The organism is Asticcacaulis sp. DW145, assembly GCF_037101385.1.
Lineage (GTDB): Bacteria > Pseudomonadota > Alphaproteobacteria > Caulobacterales > Caulobacteraceae > Asticcacaulis > Asticcacaulis currens.
The window spans coordinates 150,286-177,163 of sequence record NZ_AP029026.1; the positions used below are offsets into that span (position 1 = coordinate 150,286).

General features: G+C 61.4%; 14 protein-coding genes. 5 read left to right on the forward strand and 9 right to left on the reverse strand.

What is annotated here, in order from left to right; translation table 11 throughout:
* The first annotated feature begins 360 nt into the window (after nucleotides 1-360).
* Entirely contained in the window at nucleotides 361-2,442 is a 2,082-nt protein-coding gene (locus tag AACH73_RS17760; RefSeq protein ID WP_338736564.1) for an alpha-L-fucosidase, read from the forward strand.
* 17 nt (nucleotides 2,443-2,459) lie between these two features.
* On the opposite strand, the gene AACH73_RS17765 is transcribed toward AACH73_RS17760, so the two are convergent.
* From AACH73_RS17765 to AACH73_RS17795, 7 genes are all read right to left on the reverse strand, one after another.
* Nucleotides 2,460-4,739, reverse strand: a complete 2,280-nt coding sequence (locus tag AACH73_RS17765) for a hypothetical protein (RefSeq protein WP_338736565.1) — start codon at nucleotides 4,737-4,739, stop codon at nucleotides 2,460-2,462.
* Nucleotides 4,739-7,027: a GH92 family glycosyl hydrolase gene (locus tag AACH73_RS17770; protein WP_338736566.1), complete on the reverse strand. Its 2,289-nt coding sequence runs from the start codon at nucleotides 7,025-7,027 to the stop codon at nucleotides 4,739-4,741. Before AACH73_RS17770 ends, AACH73_RS17765 begins: the two co-directional genes overlap by 1 nt.
* A gap of 45 nt (nucleotides 7,028-7,072) precedes the next feature.
* Nucleotides 7,073-8,503 carry a glycoside hydrolase family 125 protein gene (locus AACH73_RS17775; RefSeq protein WP_338736567.1) on the reverse strand — a complete coding sequence of 477 codons (1,431 nt, stop codon included), beginning with the start codon at nucleotides 8,501-8,503 and terminating at the stop codon, nucleotides 7,073-7,075.
* 5 nt (nucleotides 8,504-8,508) lie between these two features.
* Nucleotides 8,509-10,350 (reverse strand): beta-galactosidase, encoded by a 1,842-nt coding sequence (locus tag AACH73_RS17780; protein WP_338736568.1) that lies wholly within the window; start codon nucleotides 10,348-10,350, stop codon nucleotides 8,509-8,511.
* A gap of 18 nt (nucleotides 10,351-10,368) precedes the next feature.
* Entirely contained in the window at nucleotides 10,369-12,966 is a 2,598-nt protein-coding gene (locus AACH73_RS17785; protein WP_338736569.1) for a glycoside hydrolase family 3 C-terminal domain-containing protein, read from the reverse strand.
* Between the two features lie 23 nt (nucleotides 12,967-12,989).
* The gene (locus AACH73_RS17790) at nucleotides 12,990-15,671 is read right to left on the reverse strand and encodes a glycoside hydrolase family 2 protein (RefSeq protein WP_338736570.1); all 2,682 of its coding nucleotides are present in this window, start codon (nucleotides 15,669-15,671) and stop codon (nucleotides 12,990-12,992) included.
* A 243-nt stretch (nucleotides 15,672-15,914) separates the two neighbouring features.
* The gene (locus AACH73_RS17795; RefSeq protein ID WP_272741019.1) at nucleotides 15,915-18,581 is read right to left on the reverse strand and encodes a TonB-dependent receptor; all 2,667 of its coding nucleotides are present in this window, start codon (nucleotides 18,579-18,581) and stop codon (nucleotides 15,915-15,917) included.
* Nucleotides 18,582-18,980: 399 nt separating this feature from the next.
* Between AACH73_RS17795 and AACH73_RS17800 the strand changes: the two genes are divergently transcribed.
* Genes AACH73_RS17800 through AACH73_RS17810 form a run of 3 tightly spaced genes read left to right on the forward strand, consistent with a single transcriptional unit; the run spans nucleotide 18,981 to nucleotide 22,222 of the window.
* Nucleotides 18,981-20,513 carry a tryptophan halogenase family protein gene (locus AACH73_RS17800; RefSeq protein WP_338736571.1) on the forward strand — a complete coding sequence of 511 codons (1,533 nt, stop codon included), beginning with the start codon at nucleotides 18,981-18,983 and terminating at the stop codon, nucleotides 20,511-20,513.
* A 7-nt stretch (nucleotides 20,514-20,520) separates the two neighbouring features.
* Nucleotides 20,521-21,303, forward strand: a complete 783-nt coding sequence (locus AACH73_RS17805; RefSeq protein ID WP_338736572.1) for a copper homeostasis protein CutC — start codon at nucleotides 20,521-20,523, stop codon at nucleotides 21,301-21,303.
* A 10-nt stretch (nucleotides 21,304-21,313) separates the two neighbouring features.
* The gene (locus AACH73_RS17810) at nucleotides 21,314-22,222 is read left to right on the forward strand and encodes a BadF/BadG/BcrA/BcrD ATPase family protein (protein WP_338736573.1); all 909 of its coding nucleotides are present in this window, start codon (nucleotides 21,314-21,316) and stop codon (nucleotides 22,220-22,222) included.
* Nucleotides 22,223-22,495: 273 nt separating this feature from the next.
* On the opposite strand, the gene AACH73_RS17815 is transcribed toward AACH73_RS17810, so the two are convergent.
* Together AACH73_RS17815 and AACH73_RS17820 are read right to left on the reverse strand one after the other, a co-directional pair.
* The gene (locus AACH73_RS17815; RefSeq protein WP_338736364.1) at nucleotides 22,496-24,667 is read right to left on the reverse strand and encodes a hypothetical protein; all 2,172 of its coding nucleotides are present in this window, start codon (nucleotides 24,665-24,667) and stop codon (nucleotides 22,496-22,498) included.
* Nucleotides 24,667-25,413 carry an SDR family oxidoreductase gene (locus AACH73_RS17820; protein WP_338736365.1) on the reverse strand — a complete coding sequence of 249 codons (747 nt, stop codon included), beginning with the start codon at nucleotides 25,411-25,413 and terminating at the stop codon, nucleotides 24,667-24,669. Before AACH73_RS17820 ends, AACH73_RS17815 begins: the two co-directional genes overlap by 1 nt.
* Before the next feature lie 211 nt (nucleotides 25,414-25,624).
* Here AACH73_RS17820 and AACH73_RS17825 point away from each other — a divergent pair, with 211 nt between their 5' ends.
* On the forward strand, nucleotides 25,625-26,752 hold the full coding sequence (locus tag AACH73_RS17825; RefSeq protein ID WP_338736577.1) for a glycosidase: 1,128 nt from the start codon (nucleotides 25,625-25,627) through the stop codon (nucleotides 26,750-26,752).
* The last annotated feature ends 126 nt before the right edge of the window (nucleotides 26,753-26,878 follow it).

Consider the following 26,878-nt stretch of genomic DNA (forward strand, 5'->3'; position numbering starts at 1 on the left):
GCTTCTGGCTTTCAGTCAATTGGAAGTTTGCATTTTCGAGCATTGCGCGTACGCCTCCACACCCCAAAAAGCGAGGCGGGAGGTAGTGATATCCGACGCTCCAGGATTGGACGATACATATTAAATACATTTTACTCGCCAAAACCTTCAACTGTTCCTGTGGGTCAGCGATCCCCTCACACTTTCAGTGCTTACCGTTTTTCGAGAGGCAGAAGCAAGTCGAACCCTTACATTTTCAGCATTGAAAGCGAAAAAATCCGGACACTGACTTAAGGAAATTGGGACACGGACTTAAGGCTTGCAATTGCATCCGGCTGAATTAGGGTGGGACCAATTATGAACCAAAGAGGCAAATTGGCCATGATGATGGATCGTCGCACCCTGTCCCTGTCCGTTTTCGCCGGTCTGGTCGGCGGTCCCGCCCTGGCGCGCACGCCCAAAGGTCCAGTGCCCTTCGGTGCAACCCCGTCGGCGCGTCAGTATGACTGGCAGCGGCTCGAAACCTATGGCTTCATGCATTACACTATGAACGCCTTCACCGATCGCGAATGGGGTTATGGCGACGAGCCAGTTGGCCTGTTCAACCCCACCGATTTCAGTGCCGATCAGATCGTACTGGCGGCGAAGGGGGGCGGTCTTAAGGGCATAATTCTGACGGCCAAGCACCATGACGGCTTTTGTCTGTGGCCCAGCCGTTACACCGAGCATTCTGTCAAGTTCAGCCCCTACAAGAACGGCAAGGGCGACATCGTCGGCGAAATGGCCGAAGCCTGTCGCAAGCACGGTCTGAAGTTCGGTGTCTATCTGTCGCCGTGGGACCGCAACCACGCCGAATATGGCCGCCCGGCCTATGTCGAATACTATCATAATCAGCTCGAAGAACTGACGACGCAGTACGGCCCGCTGTTTGAGGTGTGGTTCGACGGCGCCAATGGCGGTGACGGCTATTACGGCGGCGCGCGTGAACGGCGCAAGATTGACGCCCTCACCTATTACGGCTGGGACACCGTGCGCGCTATTGTCCGCAAGAACCAGCCGCACGCCGTCATGTTTGCCGATGAGCATATGGATGTGCGCTGGGTCGGCAATGAGCATGGTCAGGCCGGTGATCCCTGCTGGCCCACGGTCGATGAAACCCCATACACCATGGCCAAAGGCAATGCTGGTGTGCGCGGCGGCAAGATCTGGAACCCGGCGGAGACCAATACCTCGATCCGGCCCGGCTGGTTCTGGCACGCGGATGAAAGCCCGCGCACCCCGGCCAATCTGACACGCGTTTATTTCGAGTCGGTGGGGCGCGGCACGACGCTGCTGCTCAACCTGGCCCCTGACCGTCGCGGCCGCGTGCCCGATGCCGATGTGGCCTCACTCAGCGGCTGGAAGGCCATTCTGGACAAGACCTTTGCCCGCAATCTGGCCACCGGGGCGAAGGTGACGGCCTCCTCGACCTATGGCGAGGGGTTCGGCCCGGCACAGGCCCTGAAAGCCAACAGTTTTTGGGCTGCGCGCACCTCGGACAAGGCGGGGGCATGGATCCGTTTTGACCTGCCCAAGGCCCAGACCTTCGACGTCATCCGCACCGCCGAGGATATCCGCAAGGGCGTGCGCGTCGATGATTTCGCCATCGACATCCTCGAAAACGGCCGCTGGCGCACCCTGCAAACCCACACCTATATCGGCTACAAGCGCCTGACGCGCCTGTCGGCCCCCGTGACGACACGTGCGGTGCGTATCCGCATCCTCAAGGCCGCCGCCTCGCCCATTCTCGGCGATTTCGGCCTGTTCCTGATGCCGCCCGTGCTGGAGGAACCCTCGATCGGCCGTGACCGTACCGGACAGGTCAAGCTCAGCGCCGCAGAAAAGGACGTGCAGCTGTTCTACACAGTGGACGGCAGCGCCCCAACGACGGCCTCGACGCTCTTTACGGCCCCCTTCCCGCTTCCGGAAGGCGGTCAGGTGCGGGCCGTCGCCTTCAGCCCGGCGCGCAAGGTGCTGAGCGCAGCCTCGGTGGCCCAGTTCGATGTCGCCCCCGTCGGCTGGCGCGTGGTGTCGGCCAGCAGCGATACGCCGAACGCGCTTCTCGAGGGCAAAGGCTTTGTCGGCCGCAAGGGCCAGCCCGCCGAACTGATCCTCGATCTGGGCAAGGTCTATGACCTCAAAGGCTTTACCCTGACGCCCGGCGTGCAGGACATCTATCTGGACGTGAACACAGTGGCCCAGATGGGTGCCCCGGCGGGTTACGTCGCCTCGGTCAGCGCCGACGGTCAGACCTTTACGCCCGCAGGCGAAGGCGAATTCTCCAACATCGCCAACAGCCGCAGCGAACAGCGCATCCGCTTCGATACATCGCACAAGGGGCGCTATCTGAAACTGGTCTTACCCCGCGCCGTGCAGGACAAGCCGACCGTAGCCTTCAGCAGCGTAGGCGTTATTACGCGGTAACGGAAAGCGCAGGCGGCCTATAGCGGATAGAGCCAGACCTGCGCCACCTGCCGTCCGCGCCCGGAACCGCCCAGGCCCTGTGGACGGAACCATTTGAGACTGAGGTGGCCCTGCGCCGTGACCTCTGGCGGCAGGTCCATCTCCACCGTCTCCGGATTGCTGCGGCGGGCGCGGGCCGCGTGCAGGGTCGTCGTGTCATTGGCGATCAGAGTCAATGGCAGGGCATAGTCTTCGCCGGCATAGACCACCTTCAGGCGATAGGGGCGCGTGCGGTCGAGCCCGGCATAGCGCAGTTCCAGCGGGGTTTCGTACAGCGCCTCGGCATAGGTGATCCACGCCAGTCGCCAGCCGTCATCCGGCGTGCGGTCGGCAATGCTCTCTAGGGCCCCCGCCATGCGTTGCGGGTCATCGGCCCAGTCAGTGCCGCGCACCAGATGCGGTGAGGCCTGCGGATCGCCCAGATCATCGTAAAACCCGTCGGGTGGCGGCGCATCGCGACGTAACAAGGCCGCCAAACTTTCAGCGCGGGCGGGCGCGGGCAGGGCCTCGATTTGATCCATTTGACGCATCAGCCATACGCGGTCGTTCAGCGACACCTCAAGCCGGTCTAGATTGGCCCCCCGCTCCCAGTTGGAGGCCCCATAGAGGCGCACGCTCAGTTGCAGGCCGATGGCGCTATAGAGCCGTGCGGCCAGAGTTTGTATCTCTGTGCGCAAGGCCTGCGTGTCTGCGTCGTCGGGGGTGAAAAGCGCGCGACGCGCTGCCTGAAAGTCGTTTTTAGACAGGGCCTGATAGGCGGCGTCTTCACGTTGCGTCTCCGCCACAGCGCGCCGCTGCACATAGGCGTCATAGCGCGCGCGATAGGCCAGCATGTCGTAACGCCAGTTGTCGCGGTGCGGCAGGGTCCTCAGCGTTTTCAGGGTGCGCGGGATGTCGCCGTTTCGCCGCACTGGCCCGCGCCAGTTGCGCTCCAGCCCTTCCGGCACCGCCCTGAACCGGGCGTCGCCCAGAAAATAGCGGCCATAGTCCGCCGCGAGGACCGATGCACTCTGTGACCGGTCCATACCAAGCCCGGCCCACAACATCTTGTTCACATCGTCCGTCACCCCTTCGGAATAGGTGACAAAGCTCTCAAAATCCCCGGCGAAATGACGGTAGATATAGCTTTGCGCCTGCGGTTGCGGGTTGATGGGTTCGCGCCCTTCGGTGAGGGCGAAGGCCGGATCAAAGCCCGGCACCGGAAACTGCGCGTGCAGGGTATGGGCGATGTCGGGATAGAAAAGCACCTTGTAACGTGCCGGAATGCGCGCGCGCTGCACAGACAGGGTGTCGCGCGATTGGGGCCCGACAAAGACCCCCGTCAACCAGGGATTTTCCTCTGCCATCAGGGCGTAAAAGCGCTCATACTGCGCCTTGTCAAAACCCTGCGCCGACACCCACACCGTGGCGTTCGGGTGATAGCGACGCAGGATCGCGGCTTCATCGCGGATCAGGGGGAACAGGATATCCGGTGGGGTATGGCCGGGGTCGCCACCCGGAATGAACAGGCTGCTTACATGCGGCGTGGCGCGCACCAGCGCTTCAAAGCGCTTAAGCTCCACCGCCCTTTGCGCCGGGTCGCCATAGTCGGCCATCATTTGCGGGTAATAGAGGTGGAAATCGACGCCATAGCGTTGCGCCAGCCGTGACACGCCGATCAGGGTGTCGAGCGGCGGGGCCGGAAACAGCGGGCTTTCGGCGGCATCATCCGAAAGGGGCGCGATCCATTGGAGACCATTGGTGCCAAACACGATAAGGTCGCGCAGATGCCGCTCGAACATGGCCAGCGTAAAGGCATCATAGCTGTTGTTTTTGAAGCGGTAGCCGATCTGATGCGCGCGGATGGCCTTATCAGGCGCGACATAGAGCGGCAGGCCGCGCACCCGCCCCCGCTCCGCCTTGCGCAGCACATGGCCCATACCGAACATCAGACCGCGATCATCGTCTCCGGCGATGATCAGCCAGTTGTCTTTGGAAAACAGCGCATAGGCTTCCGAGCGCACGGCCGGCAGGGTCTGGCTCCAGTCCTGCCACGCGGCACGCACCCTGGGCGGCAAGAGCGCGGCCACCTGCGACCGCTGCGCCAGCACCACCTGCCCGCGCAACGCACCCAGCACCGGCTCCTCCTGGAACCATGCCGCAGTGGTCTGGGCCTGCGGGCTGGCGTCAGGGGCGGTGATCAGGGTTGCCGCCACCGCCTGCGCCGACAGGCACAGGCACAGGCACAGCCATAGACACAGACACAGGAGCCGTGCCATCACACGAAGGACGGCGGCCGGTCGGCCAGCCGCGCCCCGAAGGCCGGGTTGGGCGTGGCGCTCATCAGGAAGCGCAATTCGCCACCGCGCATCAGGGTGTCGTGAGAAATCCACGACCGGTTCCACGCCTTGCCGTTCAGTCGCACCCCGCTGACATAGACCTTATCCGGACCATTGCTTTCGGCGACGATGCTCAGATGCCGCCCGTTACCGAGCGCAAGGCGGGCCCGATTGACCAGAGGCGAGCCGAAGACATAGACCCCGCTGACCGGATCAACCGTGTAGAGCCCGAGCGCGCTCAGCACGTACCAGGCGCTCATCTGGCCGCAATCCTCATTGCCCTCCAGTCCGTTGGGCTCGGCACGGTACATGGCCTTCATCAGCATCCGTACACGCGACTGGGTTTTCGGCAGGGCACCGGCATAGGCATAGAGATAGGCGACGTGGTGGCTGGGCTCATTGCCATGCGCATACTGCCCGACCAGCCCGCTGATGTCGTCCAGCAAGCCGTGATCGAGGTCCGAAGGCGCGTTAAACAGGGCATCCAGCTTGGCCTCAAACGCCTTGTCCCCGCCGAACATCTGCATATAGCCATAGAGGTCGTGCTGATTGAGGAAGGTCGCCTGCCAGCCATTGGTTTCCGTATAGTCGCGCCAGCGTTTCTGATCGTGGCCCAGAGACTGCGGGAAATAGGGCGTCACCCAAGAACCGTCGGCCTTTTTGCCGCGCATGAAGTGGATGTAGGAGTCGAAGAGGTTGCGATAATTACGCGAGCGTTCGCGCAATTTGCGCGCATCCTCATGGGCACCGACGGCTGCAGCCAGTTTTGACGCACACCAGTCGCTATAGGCAAACTCCAGCGTGCGCGAAACGGACTCATCGACCTTGTCGGCCGGGATATAGCCCAGTTGGCGATAGAGGCCGAAACCGTGAACATCGTCATCAAAGGCGCGTTTGCGGATCACCTTATAGGCCGCCTTATAGTCCACGCCGGGCACGCCCTTGACGCAGGCCTCGGCCAGAACGGCGGCGCTGTGGTAACCGATCATGGTGTCGGTTTCGCGCCCTTGCAGCGGCCAGATAGGCGCGCCCGCCGGGCTTTCCTGTCCCATGCGCGCCAGCCCGCCGATCATACCGGGCACGCGCGGCCCCTGCGTCAGCGTATAGAGCGGATGCGCGGCGCGATAGGTGTCCCACAGGCTGTAGGTCGAATAGTTTTCTTCGCCGGGCTTCAGGCGGTGCACCTGATTGTCCATGCCGCGGTAGCGCCGATCGACGTCGGAAAACAGGGTCGGCGCCAGCAGGCTGTGGTAATGGGCCGTATAGAAAACCTTGCGGTCATTCGGGTCACTGAGGTCCACGCGGATGCGCGACAGTTCGCTTTGCCACGCCAGATGCGCTGCCCGGCGCGTGCCCTCGAAATCAAAGCCCGGCTGTTCGGCCTCAAGGTTTTTCAGGGCTCCGTCGATATCAACCGCCGAAATCCCCACCTTGACCAGCAGCGGTGCCGATCCGGCGTCATCGAAATGCAGGGCGCATTTCAGCTTGCCACCGGCGGCGGCGTTGCCGCCGACCGGGGCGTCGTTCTGATACAGTTCGGCGCGGCTGAACGGGCGCGACAGTTTCAGCGCAAAGAAAATCCAGCGCCCACCCGCCCACATGAAGACCTGACGCCCGCCCACCAGCGTGTCATTGCCGATCAGGCGCAGGCTCGTATTGTCGAGCTTGGTCGCGGGCGATTTTTCCCACCAGTTGCGCTGCCCGTGCGCCCAGTCGATCAGAAGGTGCCCCGCCTCTCCGGCCGGGAAGACATAACGGTGCAGACCCGTGCGCAAGGTGGCGGTCAGTTCGGCGCGCACACGGCTGTCGGTCAGGGTGACGGCGTAATAGCCGGGGCTGGCTACCTCATCGGTATACCGCGAGCGGTAGCTGCCTTCGATCTGCCCCGGCTCGCCCGGATTGAGCACGACGGCTCCGGTGCGCGGCGTGACCAGACAGTCGAGCATGTCCGCGCAGCCCGTCCCCGACAGGTGGGTGTGCGAAAAGCCCATGATCGAGCCGTCCTTGACGTGATAGCCGGAACAGGAATCCCAGCCATTATTGCTGGTGTCCGGCGACAACTGCACCATGCCGAACGGCAGGGTCGCCCCCGGATAGGTGTGGCCGTGGCCGCCGGTGCCGATAAAAGGATCGACATGGGCGCACAGGTCGTCTTCAGCGGCCAGAGACTGAACCGGCAGAACGGAGGCCACAGAGGCGGCCCCCAGAAGCGAACGGCGATTGATCATCGAAAGGCACTCCATAGTCGCGGGATATCGCGGCACATCACAAGGTCACAAAAGGTCGGGGGCGCTCCGCATCAGGGTCAGCACCGTCTCTCCGAACAGGCTGTTGGCCCAGGCAAACCACGAGCGGGTGAAATGGCTGGCATCGTCCTTGTGCACCGACTCATTGACAAAGCCACGCGGGGCCGAAGCGCGCAAAATCCCTTCAAGGCAGGTGCGTTGCTCCGCCTTGTCCTGAGTGGTCAGTATCTGCATCATGAGGGCGATGGGCCACACTGTGTCCGGCTCCGAATGCGGGCTGCCGACGCCGGACAGCACCTTGCCCTCGAAATAATAGGGGTTGCGGCGGCTCAACACTGCGCGGCGGGTGCGCAAATAGAGCGGATCGTCGATACGACAGGCCCCCAGATAGGGCAGACTGAGAAGGCTTGGCACGTTGGCGTCGTCCATGAACAGGCCATTGCCGAAGCCATCGACCTCATAGGCCCACATGTCACCACCCACCGGCGCGCCGAGGCGGCCATAGGCGTTCAGGGCGTCGCTGACCTCCTGCGCCAGCGCCAGGCAGGACTGCGCGAACGCCGCCCCCAGCCCTGACGGTTCGGCGAGCTCCGCCAGTTGCCGCAGGCTGACCACGGCAAAATGATTGGCCGGTATGAGGAAGGGATAGAGGCAGGCATCGTCCGACGGACGGAAGCCGGAATGGATCAGCCCCACCTTGCGCGTCGGGGCCCCATAGCCGCGCGCCAGCGTCTCGGTGGGTTCGGACGCCGTGCGCTGAAAGCGATAAGGGCCATTTGTCTCTTTGCGCTGCTGCACACGGAAGGTATCGACGATCGTGTGCATGGCGGCGCGCCAGGTGTCGTCAAAGGCGCTGACATCTCCCGTCTGCCGCCAGTAAAGATAGGACAGGCGCACCGGATAGCACAGCGAGTCGATTTCCCATTTGCGCTCGGCCACGCCCGGCTTCATGTCGGTAAAGTCGGTCTGCGACCACGACAGATCGGTACGCGCCTTAGGGTCGTGCATGTAGGCATTGGCATAGGGGTCGATCAGGATGCAGCGCGCCTGCCGGTGGATCAGACCGACAAACAGGCGTTGCAGCGCCTTGTCCTGCGTCACCAGCGGCAGATAGGGCGTCACCTGCGCCGAGGAATCGCGCAGCCACAGGGCCTTGATATCGCCGGTAATGACGAAGGTGTCGGGCTTGCCATCGACCTCCCCCAGTTCAACCGTTGTATCGAGCGTATTGGGGTAGGCGTTTTCAAACAGCCGCGCCAGAGCCGGGTTGCGGATAGCGCGGCGGGCTTTGGCGATAGTCGCTTCGACCGCCGCCGAGCGGAAGCCGCGCTGTTGCGGCGGCAGCCGCACGCCGGAGGCCACCTGAGGCGACATGAGCGGAATCTCGGCCAGAGCGGGCGTCGCCAATGCGCCCAGGGTGGTTGCCCCCAAAGCGGTGAGGAACTGTCTGCGCTGCATGAATCCTATCCTTTTACCAGACCCGGCAGGTCCCAGATCTGCGATCCCGAACCGGCCAGTGAGCGTTCGCCCTGATCGTGCAAGTCGAGCACGACGACCTCATTGACCCCGACCTTGAGATAGGGGGCCGGCACGAAGAGCGCGCGCTGCGGCCCGACAGACCAGTAGCGGCCCAGATTGTGCCCGTTGACCCAGACATAGCCCTTACCCCAGCCGCGCAGGTCGAGGAAGGTGAAGCCCGCCTCAGGGGTTTCAAACGTACCGCGATAGAAGGCGGGGCCTTCGACGCGCTGATGCTTGAAGCGCAAGGCGCTTAGATCATCGAGCGGCACGCCCTGATGCGTCCAGCCGGTGAGCGGCTTGCCATTCAGCGTGACCGGCCCGATCAGGCCCTTCTGATCCTTGCCGATCTGATCGCCATAGTTGATGTGGCCCATGGCGTCGATCAGCAGGTCGAGCGTTTCCCCGGCCTTCAGCGACACCACAATCTCGGTCTCTTTCAGACGGCGATCCAGCGTCCCGACGCGCACCTGCCCGGCGCTGACGAGGGCGTAGTCGCGCACCTCAGCCGCTTTCAGACGGCCCGACACAGCGGTTTTAGTGGTATGGCGGTAGAGCATCAGGCCGTGGTTTTGCCCCATCTGCTCAAAGGTTTTAGGTTGAGGATGGCTGACACCCTTTGGGTAAAGCTGCGCTAGCGGGGCCGTTTCGCGCAGGGTAAAGCGCTCAATCTTCAGCGCCTTTTCCGGCGCGGGCAGAGGCGTGAAGCGTTCCGGTGGCAGATAGCGGCGGAACAGTTCCTGCGCCGCCTCGTATTTCGGGGTGACGCGCCCGGCCTCGTCCAGCATGGCGTCGTAATCATAGCTCGAAATATCCGGCTGATAGCCCTGCGTCTTGTGGAAATTGGCCCCGGCATCAAAGGCGAACGAAGTGCCCCCGTGCAGCATGTAGAAGGAGAAGCTGATGCGGTTGTCGAGCATCCATTTGAGGCTCTCCATCAAAGGCGGGATTTCCATATTGGAGTGCATTTCTCCGAAGTGGTCGAACCAGCCGCCCCACAGCTCGGTACACATACGCGGGCCCTTGGTCTTGAACCTGGCATAGCGCGCAAACTCGCCCTCCGCCTTGTCATAGGTGCCAAAATTGATGCCATTGAACAGTTCCGGCAGGGCGCCGTTTTCAATGACCGCCGCTCCATCGACAGTGTAGAGCTGACCGCTGAAACCCGCGGCGCGCACCTGATCGCGGACGGCCCGCATATAGTTGAGGTCATTGCCGTAAGAGCCATACTCGTTTTCGACCTGCGTCATCAGGATCGGTCCGCCCTTGTCGATTTCAAGGTGCGACACCTCCTGCCCCAGCCGCTTCAGCCACTGCCCCGCCGGGTCCATATAGCGCGGGTCGAGCGAACGCGGGCGGATGTCCGGGTCATTGAGGAACCACGCCGGATAGCCGCCATTGTCCCATTCGGCGCAGGCATAGGGGCCGGGCCGCAACAGGACGTGCAGCCCCTCTTCCTGCGCCATCTTCACCCAGGCGGCGACGTCGAGATTGCCGCTGAAATCATAGACGCCCGGCTTTTTCTCATGCGCGCTCCAAAAGGTGTAGGTCGAAAGCGTATTCAGCCCCAGCGCCTTCAGCTTGCGCAGGCGATCGCGCCACAGCTCACGCGGGATGCGCGGATAGTGCATCTCACCCGCCATCAGGTGCACGGGCTTGCCGTCCAGCAGGAAGTCATCATCCTTTATCGTAAAGCGCGACGGGGCCGCGCAGGCGTCACCGGCTGAAAAACCGAGCGTCACCGCCGAAGCGACCAGCCCGCCGAGAATCTGTCTGCGATCCATCATGAGGGTCGTATCCTGTGGTTATTTCGGTAGCGCCATCTGGCCCGAGATCGAAAAATCAGCGTTCAGGGTCTGAGCAAATCCGGGCTGACCGCCACCGACCGAGAGGCTGTAGGCCCCGGCCCGAATGGCGCGCTCGCCCTCAAGCGTGACCGTGCTCAGATCGCGCGGGTCAATCGTCATGACGACGGTCCGGCTTTCGCCCGGCTTGAGGCTGACGCGCGAAAACGCCGCCAGCGAGGCATTGAGGCCAAAGGCATCCGGCCGTTTGACATAGAGTTGCACCACCTCGTCCCCGGCGCGCGGACCCGTATTGCGCACACGGACGCTGAGGCGCAGCGGCTGACCGGCCTTCAGAGCGTTTGTGTCCAGTTTCAGATCGCTATAGCTGAACTGCGTGTAGGATAGGCCGTGGCCGAAGGGATAGAGCGGCTTGCCCTTGAAATAACGATAGGTGCGCCCTTCCATGCGGTAGTCGATAAAGGGTGGCAGGTCCTGCACCGAGCGATAGAAGGTCACCGGCAGGCGACCGGAGGGGTTAGACTCGCCGGTCAGGGTGCGGGCAATGGCCGTGCCCCCCGCCTCGCCCGGATACCAGGCGGCCACCACGGCGTCGGCGTGGGCGTCGGCCCAGTTGAGCGCCACCGCCGAACCGGACAGCAGCACCACGACCAGCGGCTTACCCGTGGCCTTGACCGCTTTCAGCAGGTCCTCCTGCGTTCGCGGCAGGCCGAGGTCGGTGCGGTCGCCACGGTCAAAGCCCGGCACCAGAATCTGAAGCTCCTCGCCTTCGATGTCGGGCGACAGGCCGACAAAGGCGACGATAGCATCGGCGGCCTGCGCGGCCTTGACCGCCTCATCAATTTGCGGCTGCGCCGGAGCGATCCATTGCAAACGCACGCCCCAATCGCCGCCCACATGGCGATATTCGAGACGCAGACGGCGCGCGGCGGCGCTGTCGAAGGTCAGTTCGGTTTCCAGCGACTTGCCGTCGCCCGTATCGACGATGACCGGCTTGTCATCCAGATAGAGGCGCACCTCATCGTGCTGGTTGGCCTCGCAGGACCAGCAGCGATCCACGAACACTTTCAGGCGATAGGTGCCCGCCGCCGGGGGCGCGATCTGGCCGCTCCAGCGGATGCTGTAAGGGCCGTCTTTCAGCGCCTTGACCGGCAGGCGGTTCATGAATTCCAGATTTACGGTACGCTCGGTGCGCGTTTCGACCGGCGCACCGGTAAAGTCGGCGTTGGCGTAATAGCTGGCCGTCAGACCCGCCGCTCCGTCGGAGGTACGTAGCGCCGTTTCCGGTACGGTGGTCGGCACCCCTTCGGCCAAGGTCGCGCCTTGTGCATAGAGCACCTTCGCGGCCCCCAGTTGCGCCCGCAATCCGGCCAAGGGCGTCACCGGCTGACGCGCTATGCCATTGTAATTGCCGCGCAGCGTCTCCTGCGTGTCGGCATTCGGGCCGATCACCGCGACGGTCTGACCGGGCTTAAGCGGCAAGACGCCATTGTTTTTGAGCAGGACCAGCGACTGTTCCGCCGCCTGTAGCGCCAATCCTTGCGCCTGCGGTGTATTGATGGCGTCCGGGCTGATCTTCGACCACGGGCTGGGCGCGCCGTCGATGCCGAGACGCTTGCGTACATCCAGCAGGCGGTTCAGCGACTGATCCATCAGGGATTCAGGGATCAGGCCCCGGCTCACGGCTTCGGGCAGGGCCGCATAGGCATTGCCGCAGTTGAGATCGACACCGGCCTTCAGGCTCTCGGCCGAGGATTCAGCGTCATTGAGACGATAGAAGTGAAAGCGCGTCATGTCGTAGATGGCGTCGCAATCGGTGACGACATAGCCCTTGAAGCCCCAGGCGTCGCGCACATAGGTCTTAAGCAGCAGGTCCGACGCGCAGGCCGGAACCCCTGCCACCGCATTGTAAGCGCACATGACCGACTGCGCCTTTGTGGTCATCACCGAATACCGGAAGGCCGGCAAATAGGTCATTTCCAGATCATAGGGCGACACCGAGGCGGCAAAGCCATGCCGCCCGGCCTCCGGCCCCGAATGCACGGCCAGATGCTTGACCGAGGCCACGACCTTCGGGTGCTGCGCGTCCGGCCCCTGAAGCCCGGTGACAAAGCCTTCGGCCAGACGGCTGGTCAGGAAGGGGTCTTCGCCATAGGTCTCCTGCCCCCGCCCCCAGCGCGGATCACGGAAGATGTTGATATTGGGCGACCACAGGGTCAGGCCGAAATAGCGCGGGTGATCCCCTGCCGGATCGGTCGAATTGAACTTGGCGCGCGCCTCGGTGGAAACCACATCCCCCACCTGTTTCAGCAGGGCCGGGTTCCAGGTGGCCGCGAGCCCGATGGCCTGCGGGAATACGGTGGCTTCGCCCGCTCGCGCCACGCCGTGCAGGCCCTCGTTCCACCATTCATACGCCGTAAGTCCCGCCGACGGCAGGGCTGGCGCCCGGTTCTGCATCTGCGCCGCCTTTTGCTCGACTGTTAGGCGGGCAATGCGCGGGTCGAGCGGCGGCTCAGCCGTTTGCGCCAGCGCCGCACCTAGGGACAGGGCCCCCAGAGACAGGGCACTGAGGCTTACGGTCAGCAGAAGGGGTTTCACAGCAGAAAATACAGATCGGGAAGTCATTGCGCAGCGCCATAAAGGGAACGGATGGTCAGCGCCCGGCGAAGTTGCGCCTCGGAAGCTGAGGTTTTGAGATCGAGGCTGACGGTCTCACCCGGCATCAGGTCAAAGGCATTGTCGGACAGGCTCACCTCAAGCGCGTCCGTATCGACCCAGACCTGCCGCGCCAGCGTGCGCGCCGACAAGGTGAGGCGATAACCGTCCGTCGTGCGGGTCAGGCGCGACCTGATCTTCGGATCGCGGAGCGCCAGCGCCTTGGAGGCGACGAAATAGCTCTGATGCCGCGAGAGAACCTGATCGTTTTCCAGTAGCTCGACACTGACCACGGTCGATTTGGGATCAGCGCCTTTCAGCAGGTCGGCATCGCTGATCCGCATAATGACCTGTGCACTGAGTGGGGCGGCGTTGAGGTCCTGCGTCCATTGCGACAACAGCTTGCCGTCCAGGGTCATCACCTTAAGCCGCCAGTGCAGACGCGCCTCGCTCTGACGATCGGAAACAACCGACAGCTCGGTCACGCCGTCACGGCGCAGCAGCGATACGGAGACCGGGGCATAGAAGCGACGCGCCGAATAGTGCAGCGCCTTCCAGCGGCCATAATAATCGACGCTCGACCACGAGGCCACCGGCCACACGTCGTTCAGTTGCCAGTAGAGACCGCCCATATTTTGCGGGCGTGAGGCGCGCAGATGCCGCGCCGCCAGCTCGATACCTTCGGCCTGCATCACCTGCGACAGATAGACGAAGTCCTCAAAGCGCTTGGGCTGACCGTAATTACTGTTGATATACATCAGAAGGCGCTGATTGCCGCGGCCCTTATCGAACTTCTGGTGGGCGATCATCACCGGGGCATCAATGGCCATATCCTTCGGGCCGGCAAAGGTCTTGATCGTCGCCATGACCGGGAAGGATTGCAGCCCGTATTCCGACATGAAGCGCGGCGTCACCGTCAGATAGGTTTCCACCGGCTGCTTGCCGCCCCAGACCGTCCAGTAGTGGCGGTCCCCGTCGCGGTCACCATCCGACGGACCATCATAGTCGGCCGTCGGGGAACCCGGCCAGTAAGGCGTGCCCGGTGAATACTTATCGACCGCGCCGCGCAGCACCTGATCGAACAGACGCACCAATCCAGTATGGATAAGCTCGGCCTCCTTGCGGCCGACCTTGTCCTTCAGCGCCTGACTGTCGCCCCAGTTATCCCAGTTGACCTGCACCTCATTATTGCCGCCCCAGATGACAACGGAGGGGTGGTGGCGCAGGCGACGCACCTGATCATAGGCCTCCTGACGCACGTTTTCGCGGTAGGCTTCGTCGTATGGCGGGATGGAGCCGCCGAACATGAAGTCCTGCCACAGCATCAGGCCGTGGGCATCGGCCCAGTCGTAGAAGCCGTCGTCGAAATAGTGCCCCCCACCCCACAGACGCAGCATATTCATATTGGCGTCGATGGCGGTTTTCAGGATACGATCCCGATAGGGATCGGAGACGCGCGGCGGCATCATGTCGAGCGGGATCATGTTGGCGCCCTTCATATAGATCGGCACGCCATTGATCAGTATGTCGAAGCTGCGCCCCCATTCATCCTTCTGACGACGGATTTCCGAGGTGCGCAGACCGATGCGCTGCACGCGCTCGCCCATCACCACGCCGTCGCTCAGAACACGCGCACGGATGGTGTAGCGATCCGGCCGACCATAGCCCACCGGCCACCAGCGTTTCGGATGGTCGATGCGCACCGGCAGGCTGAGGCTGTTGCTCCCGGCATAAAGGGGAAGGGTTTGCGTCTGGGTCTGCGTCTTGCCGTCCGGATCGGTAACGGTAACCTCCAGCGTGGCGTTGCGCACGGCATCGGCGACGATCTCGAACCGCGCCTCAAGGGCCGCCACCTGATCATCAAGGTGCTGTTGCTGCGCATAAAAGTCCGACAGGCGCACACCGTCATAAATGTCCAGCCGCACCGGTCGCCACGGCCCCAGCGTCACGAGGCGCGGACCCCAGTCCCAGCCGTACTGATACCCGGCTTTGCGCACATAGGCCGAACTGTTCTGCCCCAGCGGCTCATCGCCAAAGGCCGAGTCATACGCCCCCGGCTGGTAATAGCTGAGCCCCTGCATAAAGGGCCGCATTTTATTGATCGGTGAGGCAAACCGGATATGCAGGCGATTGGCCCCGCCCACCACCATGTCCTTAACCGGCACACGCCAGCTACGGAACATATTGTCTGCCAAAAGCGAGGCCTTACCGTTCAGCGTCACTTCGGCAAACGTATCCAGCCCGTCGAATACAAGGTCGACATGCCCGCGCTTCAGCGTCGCCTCATCGAGCGTAAACGACGTTTCGTATTCCCAGTCCGACAGGCCGACCCACTGCGTCGTCGCCTCGTTCAGGCCGACATAGGGGTCTTTGAGCTTGCCCAACGCGATCAGGTCGCTCTGTACCGTGCCCGGCACCGTTGCCGTCATCCACTCGGCGACTTCGGGATGCGCCGCGCGATTGGGATCGCCCTCAGCGATGCGAAAACGCCAGCCCTCCGTCAGGGTCCGCGTCTCAGGCCCTTTCACGGTTTCCGCCCGCGCCGGCACGCTCGTCAGGGAAAGGGCCACAATCAGCCAGAGACAAAAAGCGATCAGCCCGACCATCCCGCCGGCCCCACGCCCCTTCGAAATCACTGTCCGATGCACGAATGGTTCTCCCTGGCTTTGCAGAGCCCTCAGGCCACCCGCCCCGCAAGAGGCGCCTCAAATTAATAGCAATTCAAAAAATTCAATCAACTAAAATAAGTTTTTGCAAACGATTTTAATTTGAAATTTTAAATCGGCTCAAAGCAAAAAAGGCCCGCGCTTCAATTGAGGGCGGGCCAGTTTGCACCACTAATACATACAGAACGCTTTAAATATTCATATTAGAAATATGAATACATTGTATTACATTTTCAGGTTCACGCCGACGAAGAAGCGGCGGCCGTTCTTGTAGAAGGCGGTCGGCGCGTCTGCGAACGAGCTGAACGAGTAGTACATCTCGTCGAGCAGGTTCTGACCGTTGGCATAGACCGAGATCTTGTCATTGACCTTATAGGTGGCTGACAGATCGACCTGCTTGTAGGAGTCGGTGAAGTCCTTCGAGTTACGACGACCGATGCCCGTGAAGTATTGCGAGCGGTAGTTGTAGCTCAGGCGAACCTGCCAGGGACCTTCTTCGTAGTAGGGAATGACGCTGATGGTATCACGCGACAGGTACGGCATGTTGTAGGCCGTCGTGCCCGTGTCGGCATCGGCGAAGGTGTAGTTCGCGATGATACCGAAGCCGTAGGCGATATCCTTTTGCCCTTGCAGCGCAAAGCCGGTGACAGAGGCGTTCTGGGCATTAAAGGGCGACGAGAAGGAGTAGGTCGCGTTGGCATTGGTCAGCTTGTTGAAGAAGACCTTTTCCTGCGTGTCGTTGACAACGTAGGAGCTGATCTTGCGGTGGAAGAGTTCCGCCGCCAGAAGGCCGGTCTTGTCGAAGTACCATTCCACCGACGCTTCGAAGTTGGTCGATTCATAAGGCTTCAGGTTGGCGTTGCCGCCACCGCCGGTCAGCTGACGGTCGTTCAATTCCACAGTGCCGGCCAGTTGGCTGTAGCGCGGACGGGCGATCACCTGCGCCGCACCGACCTTGATCAGGACATCATCGGCGGCTTCATAAACAACGTTGATGTTCGGCAGCAGCTTGGTTTCTTTCTGAGTGACGCTCTTGGGCGTATAGGTCGTACCGCCGTCTGAGGTTTCCCAGTAGTTCGACTGGTCTTCGGTCGAAACCAGTCGCGCACCGACGTTACCGCGCCACTTGTCGTGACGGAAGTTGCCTTGCAGATAACCTGCCGCGATGTTTTCCTTCACGGTGAATTCCATGCCGTACTTCGGCCCGTTATAGCGGGTGATGCTGGCATTGATGACACCGAAGATGCCGTCACGCGTCAGGCCCAGATACTGCATGGCGTTGCCGCTGCCGCCCATATCAGCCCACAGGCCGTCCGGAGTCAGTTGCGAAGCGAAGTCACTGAGGTAGAGCGTCTTGTTGGCGAAGTAGTCCCAGCCTTCGGCATCCAGCGAGTTCTCGTGCTTGGTCAGCTTGGCGCCGAACAGAACGGTCTCAAAGAAACCGTCCAGATTGCGGCGGAAGTCGATCTGACCGTAGGTTTCCTTGTCCGTGGTGCGGCTGCGTTCCATGCCGCCCATCTGGACGTAGTTGCCGGTCACGCCGTTGATCGTGCTGGTCGAAGACGACGGCGAACGGAAGAACGACTTGGGCGTCGTGGGCGAGGTATCGTAGTTGATATAAGTGCTGTTGGCCGTAAAACCGAACTGGAAGCCCGAGTTCAGGTCGAAGCTGATCATGCGCTCCGGCTCTTTACCGCCGGTCGCCTGCGTCCAGCCGACATTACCGGATACCTTCCAGTCACCGGCATTCCACTTACCGGCCAGGTTGACGCTGTCCGTCTTGACCACCGTGGTGCGCAGGATGGCGTCATACTGCGTCAGGGTGCCGGTGCCAGGGGCCTTGGCGGGCACATAAGCGCCGGTGATCAGGCCATTCGCCACAGTGAAGTCGCGAGAGTTAGAGCTGTTCCACACCGGAACGGCGTACATCGACTGGTTATAGTTGGTGTAGTCGCCTTCGATATGCAGGGCCGTCAGGTCGAACTGCGTGTCGTCATTCGGCTTCCACTGGATGGCCGTGCTGACACCGGTGCGTTGACGGGTCTGGTCGAAATAGGCCCAGTTGAAGCAGCAGGGCACATTGGCAGCCGCCAATTGGTTATAGGACGCCAGGGTCGGCGCTGCGCCGTTGATCTTCGGGCCGGTGACAGTGTTCCCGGACACCGTGAAGGCGCTGTTGAAGGCGCCGGCACCCATATAGCCGAAATATTCGATACCGGCGCGATGCAGTTGCTGCTTGTCATAGGTGGCCGCGACGAGGACACCAAAAGTGCGGGCTTCGTTATGCCAGCTATAGAGCGCCGAACCACGGACATCGCCCTTTTCCGAGCGGTCATTATAGCTGTAGCCGAGCGAGCCGGTGATGGTGCCGGGCTTCAGGTCCAGCGGCTTGCGGGTTTCGAGGATAACCGTACCGCCCAGAGAGCCTTCGTCTATCCACGCTTCGGGGCTCTTATAGACCTTGAGCTGACCGACGATTTCCGGCGCCATCAGCGAATAGTTGAAGGTACGGCTGGTCGGGTCGTTCGGGTTACCGCCCCAGTCGGCCGAGGCGATCGAGTGGCCATCGACCAGAATGCGGTTCAGAGCCGGGTCGGTACCGTGGATCGAGACCTTTTCGCCTTCGCCGAAGTTACGGTCAACGCTGACACCCGGCAGGTGCGACAGCGACTCTGCGATATTGGTGTCGGGGAACTTGCTGACGTCTTCGGCCGAGATGACATCGACAATGGCGTCGGTCTTCTTCTTTACAGCCGCAGCCTTTTGCAGGCTGCCCTTGATGCCGACGACGACAACCTCCTGAACGTCGCCACCTTGCTGTGCATAGGCCGCGCCCGAAAGCATCACCCCGACGAGCGCCGTGCTCATCAAAACAGAGCGTTTCAAACTCATCACTTCGTCCCCTTAATGGTCATAAATCCACGTTTGCTCGCACGCCGTTTCTCGCCATCAAGGTGCTGAAATTGCGTTCGTATAACGAAAGTATGACAACTTTGAACTCTGTCAACGATAATTCATATTTTTGATTTATTAATTGCACATTTTAGAGACCAAATTTGCCATATAAATAAACCAAAATTCTCAGATCGTTCAGAAAACTTCGCAATAATATAATTAAATCAGTAATATATAACCCCGTGGGAATAAGGAGGTAATATTACCAATTATATGCCTTGATGCAAATTGGCAACATAACCACCAAAATACCAAAATGCCATTGCGCCGTTTCGCAAACTTTGTGACCCTACGCCTTCACGCCCCGCTCCAACCCTTTTCTCGCCCCGGCACGCCATGCAGGATTTACCTCGTAAACAACCCGGTTTTCGAAAGATTGTTGTCGTCGGCGGTGGGACGGCCGGGTGGATGACGGCGGCGCTTCTGGTCCGCCTTACCGAAGGCCGTCTGGGTCAAATTCATCTGATAGAGTCGGAAGACATAGGCACCATCGGCGTGGGCGAAGCGACGATTCCGCCAATCCAGGACTTTAACCGGCTACTAGGCATCGACGAAACGACGTTTCTGCGCGAGACCAAGGCCACCTTCAAGCTGGGGATCGAGTTTCGCAACTGGCATCAGAAGGACGACAGCTATATTCACCCCTTTGGTGTGATCGGGGCGCAGATCGGAAGGGCCGGTTTCCATCATTATTATACACGCGCGGCCCTGTCCGGAGACACCACGGCCTTCGAAGCCTATTCACTGGCCAGCGTCGCCGCCCGGCAGGGCCGCTTTGCGCCACCCCCCCGTCACGACAGCGGCGTGCATTCCACCCTTGGCTATGCCTACCATTTCGACGCCGGTCTGTTTGCGCAATTCCTGCGCCGCTATGCCGAAGCGCGCGGCGTGATACGCCACGAAGGGCGCATTTCGAAGGTGAATCAGCGCGCCGAAGATGGCTTTATTACTGGCCTGGAGACCGAACGGGGTGAGAGTCTCGACGGAGATCTTTTCCTCGACTGTTCCGGTATGCACGCGCTACTTCTGCAAAAGACGCTGGAGACGGGTTTTGAGGACTGGAGCCACTGGCTGCCCGCCAACCGGGCCTGGGCCGTGCCCTGCTCTAATGTCTCGGCCCCCCTGCCCTATACGCGGGCCACGGCCCATAGCGCGGGGTGGCAATGGCGCATCCCGCTGCAACACCGCACCGGCAATGGCCACGTCTTCAGCGCCGACTTCATGAGCGAGGATGAGGCGCAGCGGATACTTCTCGACAACCTCGATGCCCCGCCCTTGGCTGATCCGCGCCTTATTCGTTTCCGCACGGGCCGCGCCCGACAATTCTGGCACAAGAATGTCGTCGCCATCGGCCTGTCCGGTGGCTTTCTTGAGCCGCTGGAGTCCACCTCTATCCACCTGATCCATTCGGGTCTGATCAAGTTCATGGATCTGTTCCCGGACCCGGACTTCAATCCGCTTCTGGCCCAGCAGTATAATCAGGCGGTCGGCATGGATTATGACACCATCCGCGATTTCCTGATCGCCCATTACAAGCTGACCAAGCGCGACGATTCCGAATTCTGGCGATACTGTCGCGAGATGAGCATTCCCGCTTCACTCCAGTACAAGCTGGATCAGTTTCGCGAGAGCGGGCGGGTTATCATGTCCCGCGGAGACCTGTTTCAAATCCCAAGCTGGCTGGCCGTCTTGTTCGGCCAAGGCGTGATGCCGAAGCGTTATGACCCGCTGGCCGATCTCATCGAACCGCAGGACCTTTCCGCCATACTACGCCAGATGCAGGGCACGATCACCGAATACGCAAACACCATGCCGCCGCAGGCCCGCTATCTGGAACAGCTTGGCCTTACCCTTGCGGCGGGAAAGTAGAGTTTAAATGGCGCCTTACAAACACCCCACGCTGCTGGTGGAGCCGGTTGCCCGGCCCGCGCAAACGCACCCCTGCCGTCTTGAGGTCTGCGTGGATAGCCCGCGTTCGCTCTATGCCGCCGTCGAAGGCGGTGCCGCGCGTATCGAGCTTTGCAGCGCGCTCAGCCTGGGCGGACTTACGCCGGGGCCGGGCCTCGTGCGCACGGCGCAATCACTCGGCCACTCCACCCGCGCCATGATCCGCCCCACCGAAGGCGGGTTTGTCTATGGGCCAGACGATCTGGATGTCATGCGACGCGATATCGACGCCATGGCCGATCATGGTCTGGAAGGCGTGGTGATGGGGGCCCTTACTCCGGAAGGCTACCTCGACGAGTCCTTTCTGGCCCGCCTGTGCAGCCATGCCACAGGCCTGAAAATGACTCTTCACCGCGCGATCGACCTGACGCCCGATCCGCTTGAAGCCCTTGAAACGGCTATCGGGCTCGGTTTCGACACCGTCCTGACCTCCGGCACACAAATGCGCGCCATCGAAGGGCTGGACATCGTCCGGGCGCTGGTTGAAGCCTCCGCCGGGCGTATCGACATCATGGCCGGTGGCGGCATCAACGCGGCGCAGATCGGCGAGATCATCGGTGCCACCGGCGTCAACTGGGTGCATGGTTCCTGCTCGCGTTTGCAGGAAGTTGGGCCTGCCGAGTTGGAATTGGGCCTGTCAAGCGACAGCTATCGTCTCACCGAGGCCTCATTGGTCAGGGCGATCTGCGACGCCCTGCAACCGCAGAACTGAGGACTGGCCGATGCACGAATACCTTATCGGCATTGATGGTGGTGGCACCCGCTGCCGCGCCCGCCTGACAACCAACGAAGGCCGCATCATCGGACAGGGCCTGTCGGGCCCGGCTAATATTCAGCTCGGCCTCGACTACAGCTGGCGCAATATCAGCGAGGCGATCGACCGCGCCCTGGATCAGGCGGGCTTGGATAGACACCTGTTCCCGCGTTGCCGGCTGGGGCTGGGACTGGCCGGTGTGGTCACCGAAGCTGACCGTCAAAGGGTTGCCGCCAAGGCCGCAGCGTTCAACAGCGTCAAGGTTGCCACCGACGCCCATACGGCGTGTCTTGGGGCCTTTGGGGGCCGTGACGGGGCCATCTTCATCGGAGGGACGGGTTCGGTCGGCTATGCGTGGTTGTCGGGCGAAAGCCATCAGGTCGGTGGCTGGGGCTTCACACTGGGCGACGAAGGTTCGGGCGCGACCCTTGGTCGTCAGGCATTGCGTTATGCTTTGATGGCGCGCGATGGACTGATTGAAGGTACGGCCCTGACCGAGCGCGTCAATCGCTTCTTCACCAGCGCGGGTATTGACCTTCAAACCTGGCTAGCGACAGCGCGTCCCACCGATTTTGGGACCTTTGCGCCAGATGTGATGGAACTGGCCGAAAGGGGCGACCCCTTGGCGCTCGATATCCTCAACATCAATGTTGGCTGGCTTGAGACATATGTACGACGCCTGACGAGACTGGGTGCACCGCGGGTTTGTCTCCTAGGGGGCGTTGCGCCGCGCTACATGCCTTATCTGTCGGAAGAGGTCCTTTCGCTGATTGCGGACGCCCAGGGCGATGCTCTGGACGGAGCGCTTCTGATGTGTACGGGTCTAAGCGAAGGGCAATTGCCATGCGGGCTCGATATCCCACAACTCGTAAACTGAGGCGTTTATCTAAGACTGAACTGTAACAAGGTTTTTCGTAGTTTCACGCGTCGAGTGAACTGATGGTCAGCAGACGGTCGGGCCCTTAGTCATCCCTTTGACGTGTTTTACCAAAGACGTAGGGGGGCTGGCTGAGCCTTAAAAAGGCACCGGCGACTCGTCTCACTCAAAACCTCTGGTGTCCGATGGCAACAGATGGGCTGACGAAGGGGGATTCTGACATGCTGTCCCGCTGCGGTAAAATTCAAGTCGGCTGACGCCGAGCGTTATTGGTCACCAGCTAACAAACACAGTGGCATCTGCCGGCACTTGTGCCAGACGGGTGTTATGTTCGGTCTTCAGCGATACATCGGTCTCGTCGGTCCTCAGGGTCAGGCCCGGTAAACTACGGCGCTTCTTGGCCAGAAAGCGGACGCAGGCCGTCTGCCCCGTCGGGCCTTTCAGAACCAGCATCAGACCCGCCGCATTGCGCGTTACCGCATAGGGGTAGTCGGCAAACAGCCAAAAAGGCAGATCGACACCGTAAAAGCCACGCGCCGCGATGATAAAGGCTCCGCCGCATCCATAGATCTCCTGCCCCACCTGCCCCGCCGGTTGCCCGTCGGCGTACAGGTCTTCCAGCGGAAACGACAGCGCCCGGTCGATATGGCCGTTGCGGATGGTGGTCGCCAGCGCTTCTTTCGGCAGGGCGTCGGGATAGTAGGACCAGCTTCTGTCAAAGGCGAAGCGGCGATATTCGGATAGCAGCAGCTTGACCTTGGGCGGCAACTGCTCCCCGGCCAGTTGCAGCACCTCGTCAAAGGCTGAGAAGGACTCAAAGCACTCATAGGCCGCCATATAGGGTGCATCGTGCAGGCAGGTGACGCCGAAGAAGTTGCTATAGGCCGAGGCATTCTCAATCTGCGAATCCCACAGCACGCAATTGTGCACAAAGCTCGCCAGAAACACCTCGGCCTGTGCCAGATAGCGCTCATCACCGTCCATGCGCCACAGCTTGATACAGGCGGCAATCCCCCAGGCCGTCAGATTGGCCTGATAGACCAGTTCGAAACGCATCCCCTCGGTCGCCTGCATGGCCGCTCGGGCCTCGTTTAAATAGAGGTCGTTGCCGGTCAACTGATGCGCCTGAAGCATGACATAGGCGTAGAGGCCTGCCACATCGGTCTGGCCATAGCCGTCACCCCGCGTCTCGGTAATCACCGAAAAGTCGCGCACATCGTACTGGATGGGCCACAGATATCTGAAATGATGCGCTGATCTGACCGCGTAGTCGAGCGAATCGAGAAACAGCTTTCGCGCCCGTTTGTCCCCCCTCAGGGCCAGCCGCCCCAGATTCATCAGCGGATGATAGAGGTACCAGGAATCCACTGCATTGGCGTTCTTGTCCTCCCCGACATTGTGCAGATATCGGCGGATGACCCGCAGTTCCTTGTCGAAAAAGCGCCCCATCCCGGCCATCAGCACATCGCGGTAGGGCTCTGCCTTGCCGAACAGGGTCTGATATTCATCAATCGCCGAGGCAACGCTCATCTGCACCATGGAATCCGGATATTCCGAGGCGGTATAAGGGTGCAGATAGACCTGGCCGTAATGGCGAATGGTCGCTTCAGGTGCGGTCTTCAGGTCGTGCAGGGTCTGTTCAGCCCGCGCCGGCCAGTCGTGAAAGCGCGGTTCGGGCCGATCCAGATGCGGATAGATGTCGCCGATCATGTCGATAAACAGGCGCGCTTCTTCCGTCTCATTGCGAGCGCACTCCGTGCGCAGGCCCAGATAGGCGTCGGAAATGACATAGGTCTGCCCGGCCTTCAGCGGCGCGGTCGGCGGCGAGTTACCGTTGGGCGCGGCAGGCGGCTGATAGCCAAGCTCCGGCCACTCACCGCCCACCACGCCGTCAGGCTTGGTGGCAGTCGCCAGAAAATAGGGATTGAGCGCCGTCAGGTTCTGCACATAGAGGGCGCAGCCAAACGCCGGTTCCTCGACACAAAAATAACACAGGCCGGTATTGTAGCCGCGTTGCGCGGCCTCGACGCGACCCTTTGTGGTCAGCGGATCGTCCTGCGCATCGAGCACATAAAGATCGCGCGGCCAGAAGGGCAGAAGGAGGTCGAAGGCAGGTCGCAGGGCGCTGCGCACATTCAGAAGCGTCTCGCCCTTCAGGCTCACCTCTACCGTCCATTCGCCCGTCTCGGTTTGCGCGCGGAAACTTAGGCCCGCCGCGGTCGTCTCCAACCCCTCAATCCGATAGGGTCCGCTACTGAAGATCAGGCGAAGCGCCAGACCGCCACGCTTGGGTCGCGAAATTTTCAGCCACGGCGTATCGCGTCCGGCCCGGACCTCCAGCGTCAGTCCGCCCATGCACAGCCTTGCCTCAGCTGCCTTACTGTCTTGCAAATCGGCCCGTACCCGCAGGGTCTCAGGCGTTACGGCCGCCGTTTTGCGTGCCATCACGAACGTTCCAGCAGTGGTTCGACGCGCAAAACCGAGACATCCGTGCGTACTGAGCGCGTCAGGGCAAAGCCGATCGTATCGGCCAGTTCTTCGGCATAGAGCATTTCGTTGCGCGCGATGGCCTCGCGCTGTTCTTCAGGGCTCTTTTCCTGCATGTCCGCCCCGACCGAACCGGGTTCGACCAGAGTGACCTTGATATGGAAATCCATCACCTCCTTGCGCAATGTCTTGGCATAGGTCTCGATCCCGGCCTTGGTCGCGGCATAGACGCTGGTACCCGGCCCCATAAACTCGGCGCTGATGGACCCCACAAACACCAGATGACCGGCGCCGACAGCCTTCATGCGGAGAATGGCCTCGCGGGCGCAGGCGATGTAGCCCAGGAAGTTGGTTTCTGCCGCCAGACGCCAGTCCTCATCCGCCTCATCCTGCGCGCTGCCAACGGCCAGACCGGCATTATTGATCAGGATGTCGAGCCCGCCCAGATGGTCGTCCACCGCTGCAAAAACGCGGGCTACGTCGTCGCGGGTGGAGACGTCGGCGGTCAGACCATGGATGTCGGCGTCCGGATTGACCTCCCGCGCATGGGCCAGTGCGTCTTCAAGCTCCGGCTGATGCCGCCCGAAGGTGACGACGCGCGCCCCCTGTTCGACCAGCAGCGCCACCGTGGCCCGCCCGATGCCGGTCGTGCCGCCGGTCACCAGAACCCGTTTGCCCGCAAGCGAAGTCGTCTCGACAGCCATGACCGTCTCCATCTGTTGTAAGGACGCTGACGGACAAACTGCGGTTGCGGGCATCAAAAGAAAATGCGGATCGCTGTGGCCTCTCGCAACTTTGCCGATTGCTTACGCCAACCCCGTGGCGGCCCATATCCCGCTTACCGCGAATATCCGATGGTCCGGGCCTGAGGTCATCCCTATGTCCACGCCTTATATGTTCCATCCGGTGAGCGATATGCCCTACCCCATTGATCAGCTTGTGCTGACGCCTGATGATATTGACCTGTCGCGCTCGCCGCTGGCCGGGCACCTGAAGGCGGAAACCTTTGTGCTGGGGGCGTTTAATCCCGGCCTCCTGCGTCTGCAGAACGGCAATTTGGTGATGATGGTGCGCGTCGCCGAGGCCCTGCGCGAGCCGATTGTCGATGGCCATGTCCATGCCATCCGCTGGGACGAGCAGACGCAGGGCTATGGCCTCGACGCCTGGCCGCTCGATCAGGCCAATACGGCCGATCCGCGCAAATTCACCCTCGCTGGCGGGCAGTGGAAGGTCATGGCCCTGACCTCCCTGTCGTGGCTGTTGCCCGTCGAGCTGAGCCCGGACGGTACACGTGTTCTCACGCTGCACTACGACCGTGCCATCGCACCGGCCTATAGTTTTCAATGCTATGGGGTGGAAGATGCCCGCATCAGCCGCGTCGGGGACCGCTGGCTGATGACCACCTGTTCAGTGAGCCCTGAGCGCCATTCGACCACCCTCTATAGCTCCGAAAATGGGCTGGACTGGACCTTTGAAGGGATCGTCCTCGACCACCAAAACAAGGACATGCTCATCTTCGAGGGACGGATCGACGGCTATTACTGGGCGCAGACGCGGCCTCTGGGGGCGCTCTATTTCGCCTATCCGCCCGGCAGCGACTGGCGCGCCGGGCCGTCGATCAATCTGGCGGTCTCCAAAGACGCCCTGTTCTGGAAGCCGTTTGAGCGGCCGGGCCTGCGCCCGCCCTCGGGCACACTGATCATGGAGCGCATGGGCGGTGGCACCCCGCCGATCCTGACCCCTCAAGGCTGGCTGACCCTGTGGCACGGGGTCGAGCCGCATGAGGTGGTGGGCATCTATCGCACCTACTGGTCAGTGCTCGACGCTCATGACCCCAGCCGTGTCCTGCACACCGAAACAACCCCGCTGCTGGAGGCCAATGCCGAACTGACGCGGCCCATCGAACACCAGATGTATCTGCGCGATGTCGTCTTTACGACGGGGATTATCGAGGATGGCGACCACTATATCGTGGCGTCGGGTGAAGCGGATCTTGCCTGCCGCATCACCCATATCCCGAAGAGCGTTTTCGTAATTAGCTAAATATCAGCGGGCTTTTCCAACTGCATGATCTAAACTCGCGTCATTAATCGATCAAATAGACAGTCGTTTTTGATCGATTAGTAACGTGAGTATTCACAAATACCAAATCCATGCATTCGGATCGCC

What these genes read in the sequence shown, in the direction of transcription:
- AACH73_RS17760 (WP_338736564.1), top strand. Translation starts at nt 361, where the DNA reads ATGATGATGGATCGTCGCACCCTGTCCCTGTCCGTTTTCGCCGGTCTG.
- AACH73_RS17765 (WP_338736565.1), bottom strand. Translation starts at nt 4,739, where the DNA reads ATGGCACGGCTCCTGTGTCTGTGTCTATGGCTGTGCCTGTGCCTGTGC.
- AACH73_RS17770 (WP_338736566.1), bottom strand. Translation starts at nt 7,027, where the DNA reads ATGATCAATCGCCGTTCGCTTCTGGGGGCCGCCTCTGTGGCCTCCGTT.
- AACH73_RS17775 (WP_338736567.1), bottom strand. Translation starts at nt 8,503, where the DNA reads ATGCAGCGCAGACAGTTCCTCACCGCTTTGGGGGCAACCACCCTGGGC.
- AACH73_RS17780 (WP_338736568.1), bottom strand. Translation starts at nt 10,350, where the DNA reads ATGATGGATCGCAGACAGATTCTCGGCGGGCTGGTCGCTTCGGCGGTG.
- AACH73_RS17795 (WP_272741019.1), bottom strand. Translation starts at nt 18,581, where the DNA reads ATGAGTTTGAAACGCTCTGTTTTGATGAGCACGGCGCTCGTCGGGGTG.
- AACH73_RS17800 (WP_338736571.1), top strand. Translation starts at nt 18,981, where the DNA reads ATGCAGGATTTACCTCGTAAACAACCCGGTTTTCGAAAGATTGTTGTC.
- AACH73_RS17805 (WP_338736572.1), top strand. Translation starts at nt 20,521, where the DNA reads ATGGCGCCTTACAAACACCCCACGCTGCTGGTGGAGCCGGTTGCCCGG.
- AACH73_RS17810 (WP_338736573.1), top strand. Translation starts at nt 21,314, where the DNA reads ATGCACGAATACCTTATCGGCATTGATGGTGGTGGCACCCGCTGCCGC.
- AACH73_RS17815 (WP_338736364.1), bottom strand. Translation starts at nt 24,667, where the DNA reads ATGGCACGCAAAACGGCGGCCGTAACGCCTGAGACCCTGCGGGTACGG.
- AACH73_RS17820 (WP_338736365.1), bottom strand. Translation starts at nt 25,413, where the DNA reads ATGGCTGTCGAGACGACTTCGCTTGCGGGCAAACGGGTTCTGGTGACC.
- AACH73_RS17825 (WP_338736577.1), top strand. Translation starts at nt 25,625, where the DNA reads ATGCCCTACCCCATTGATCAGCTTGTGCTGACGCCTGATGATATTGAC.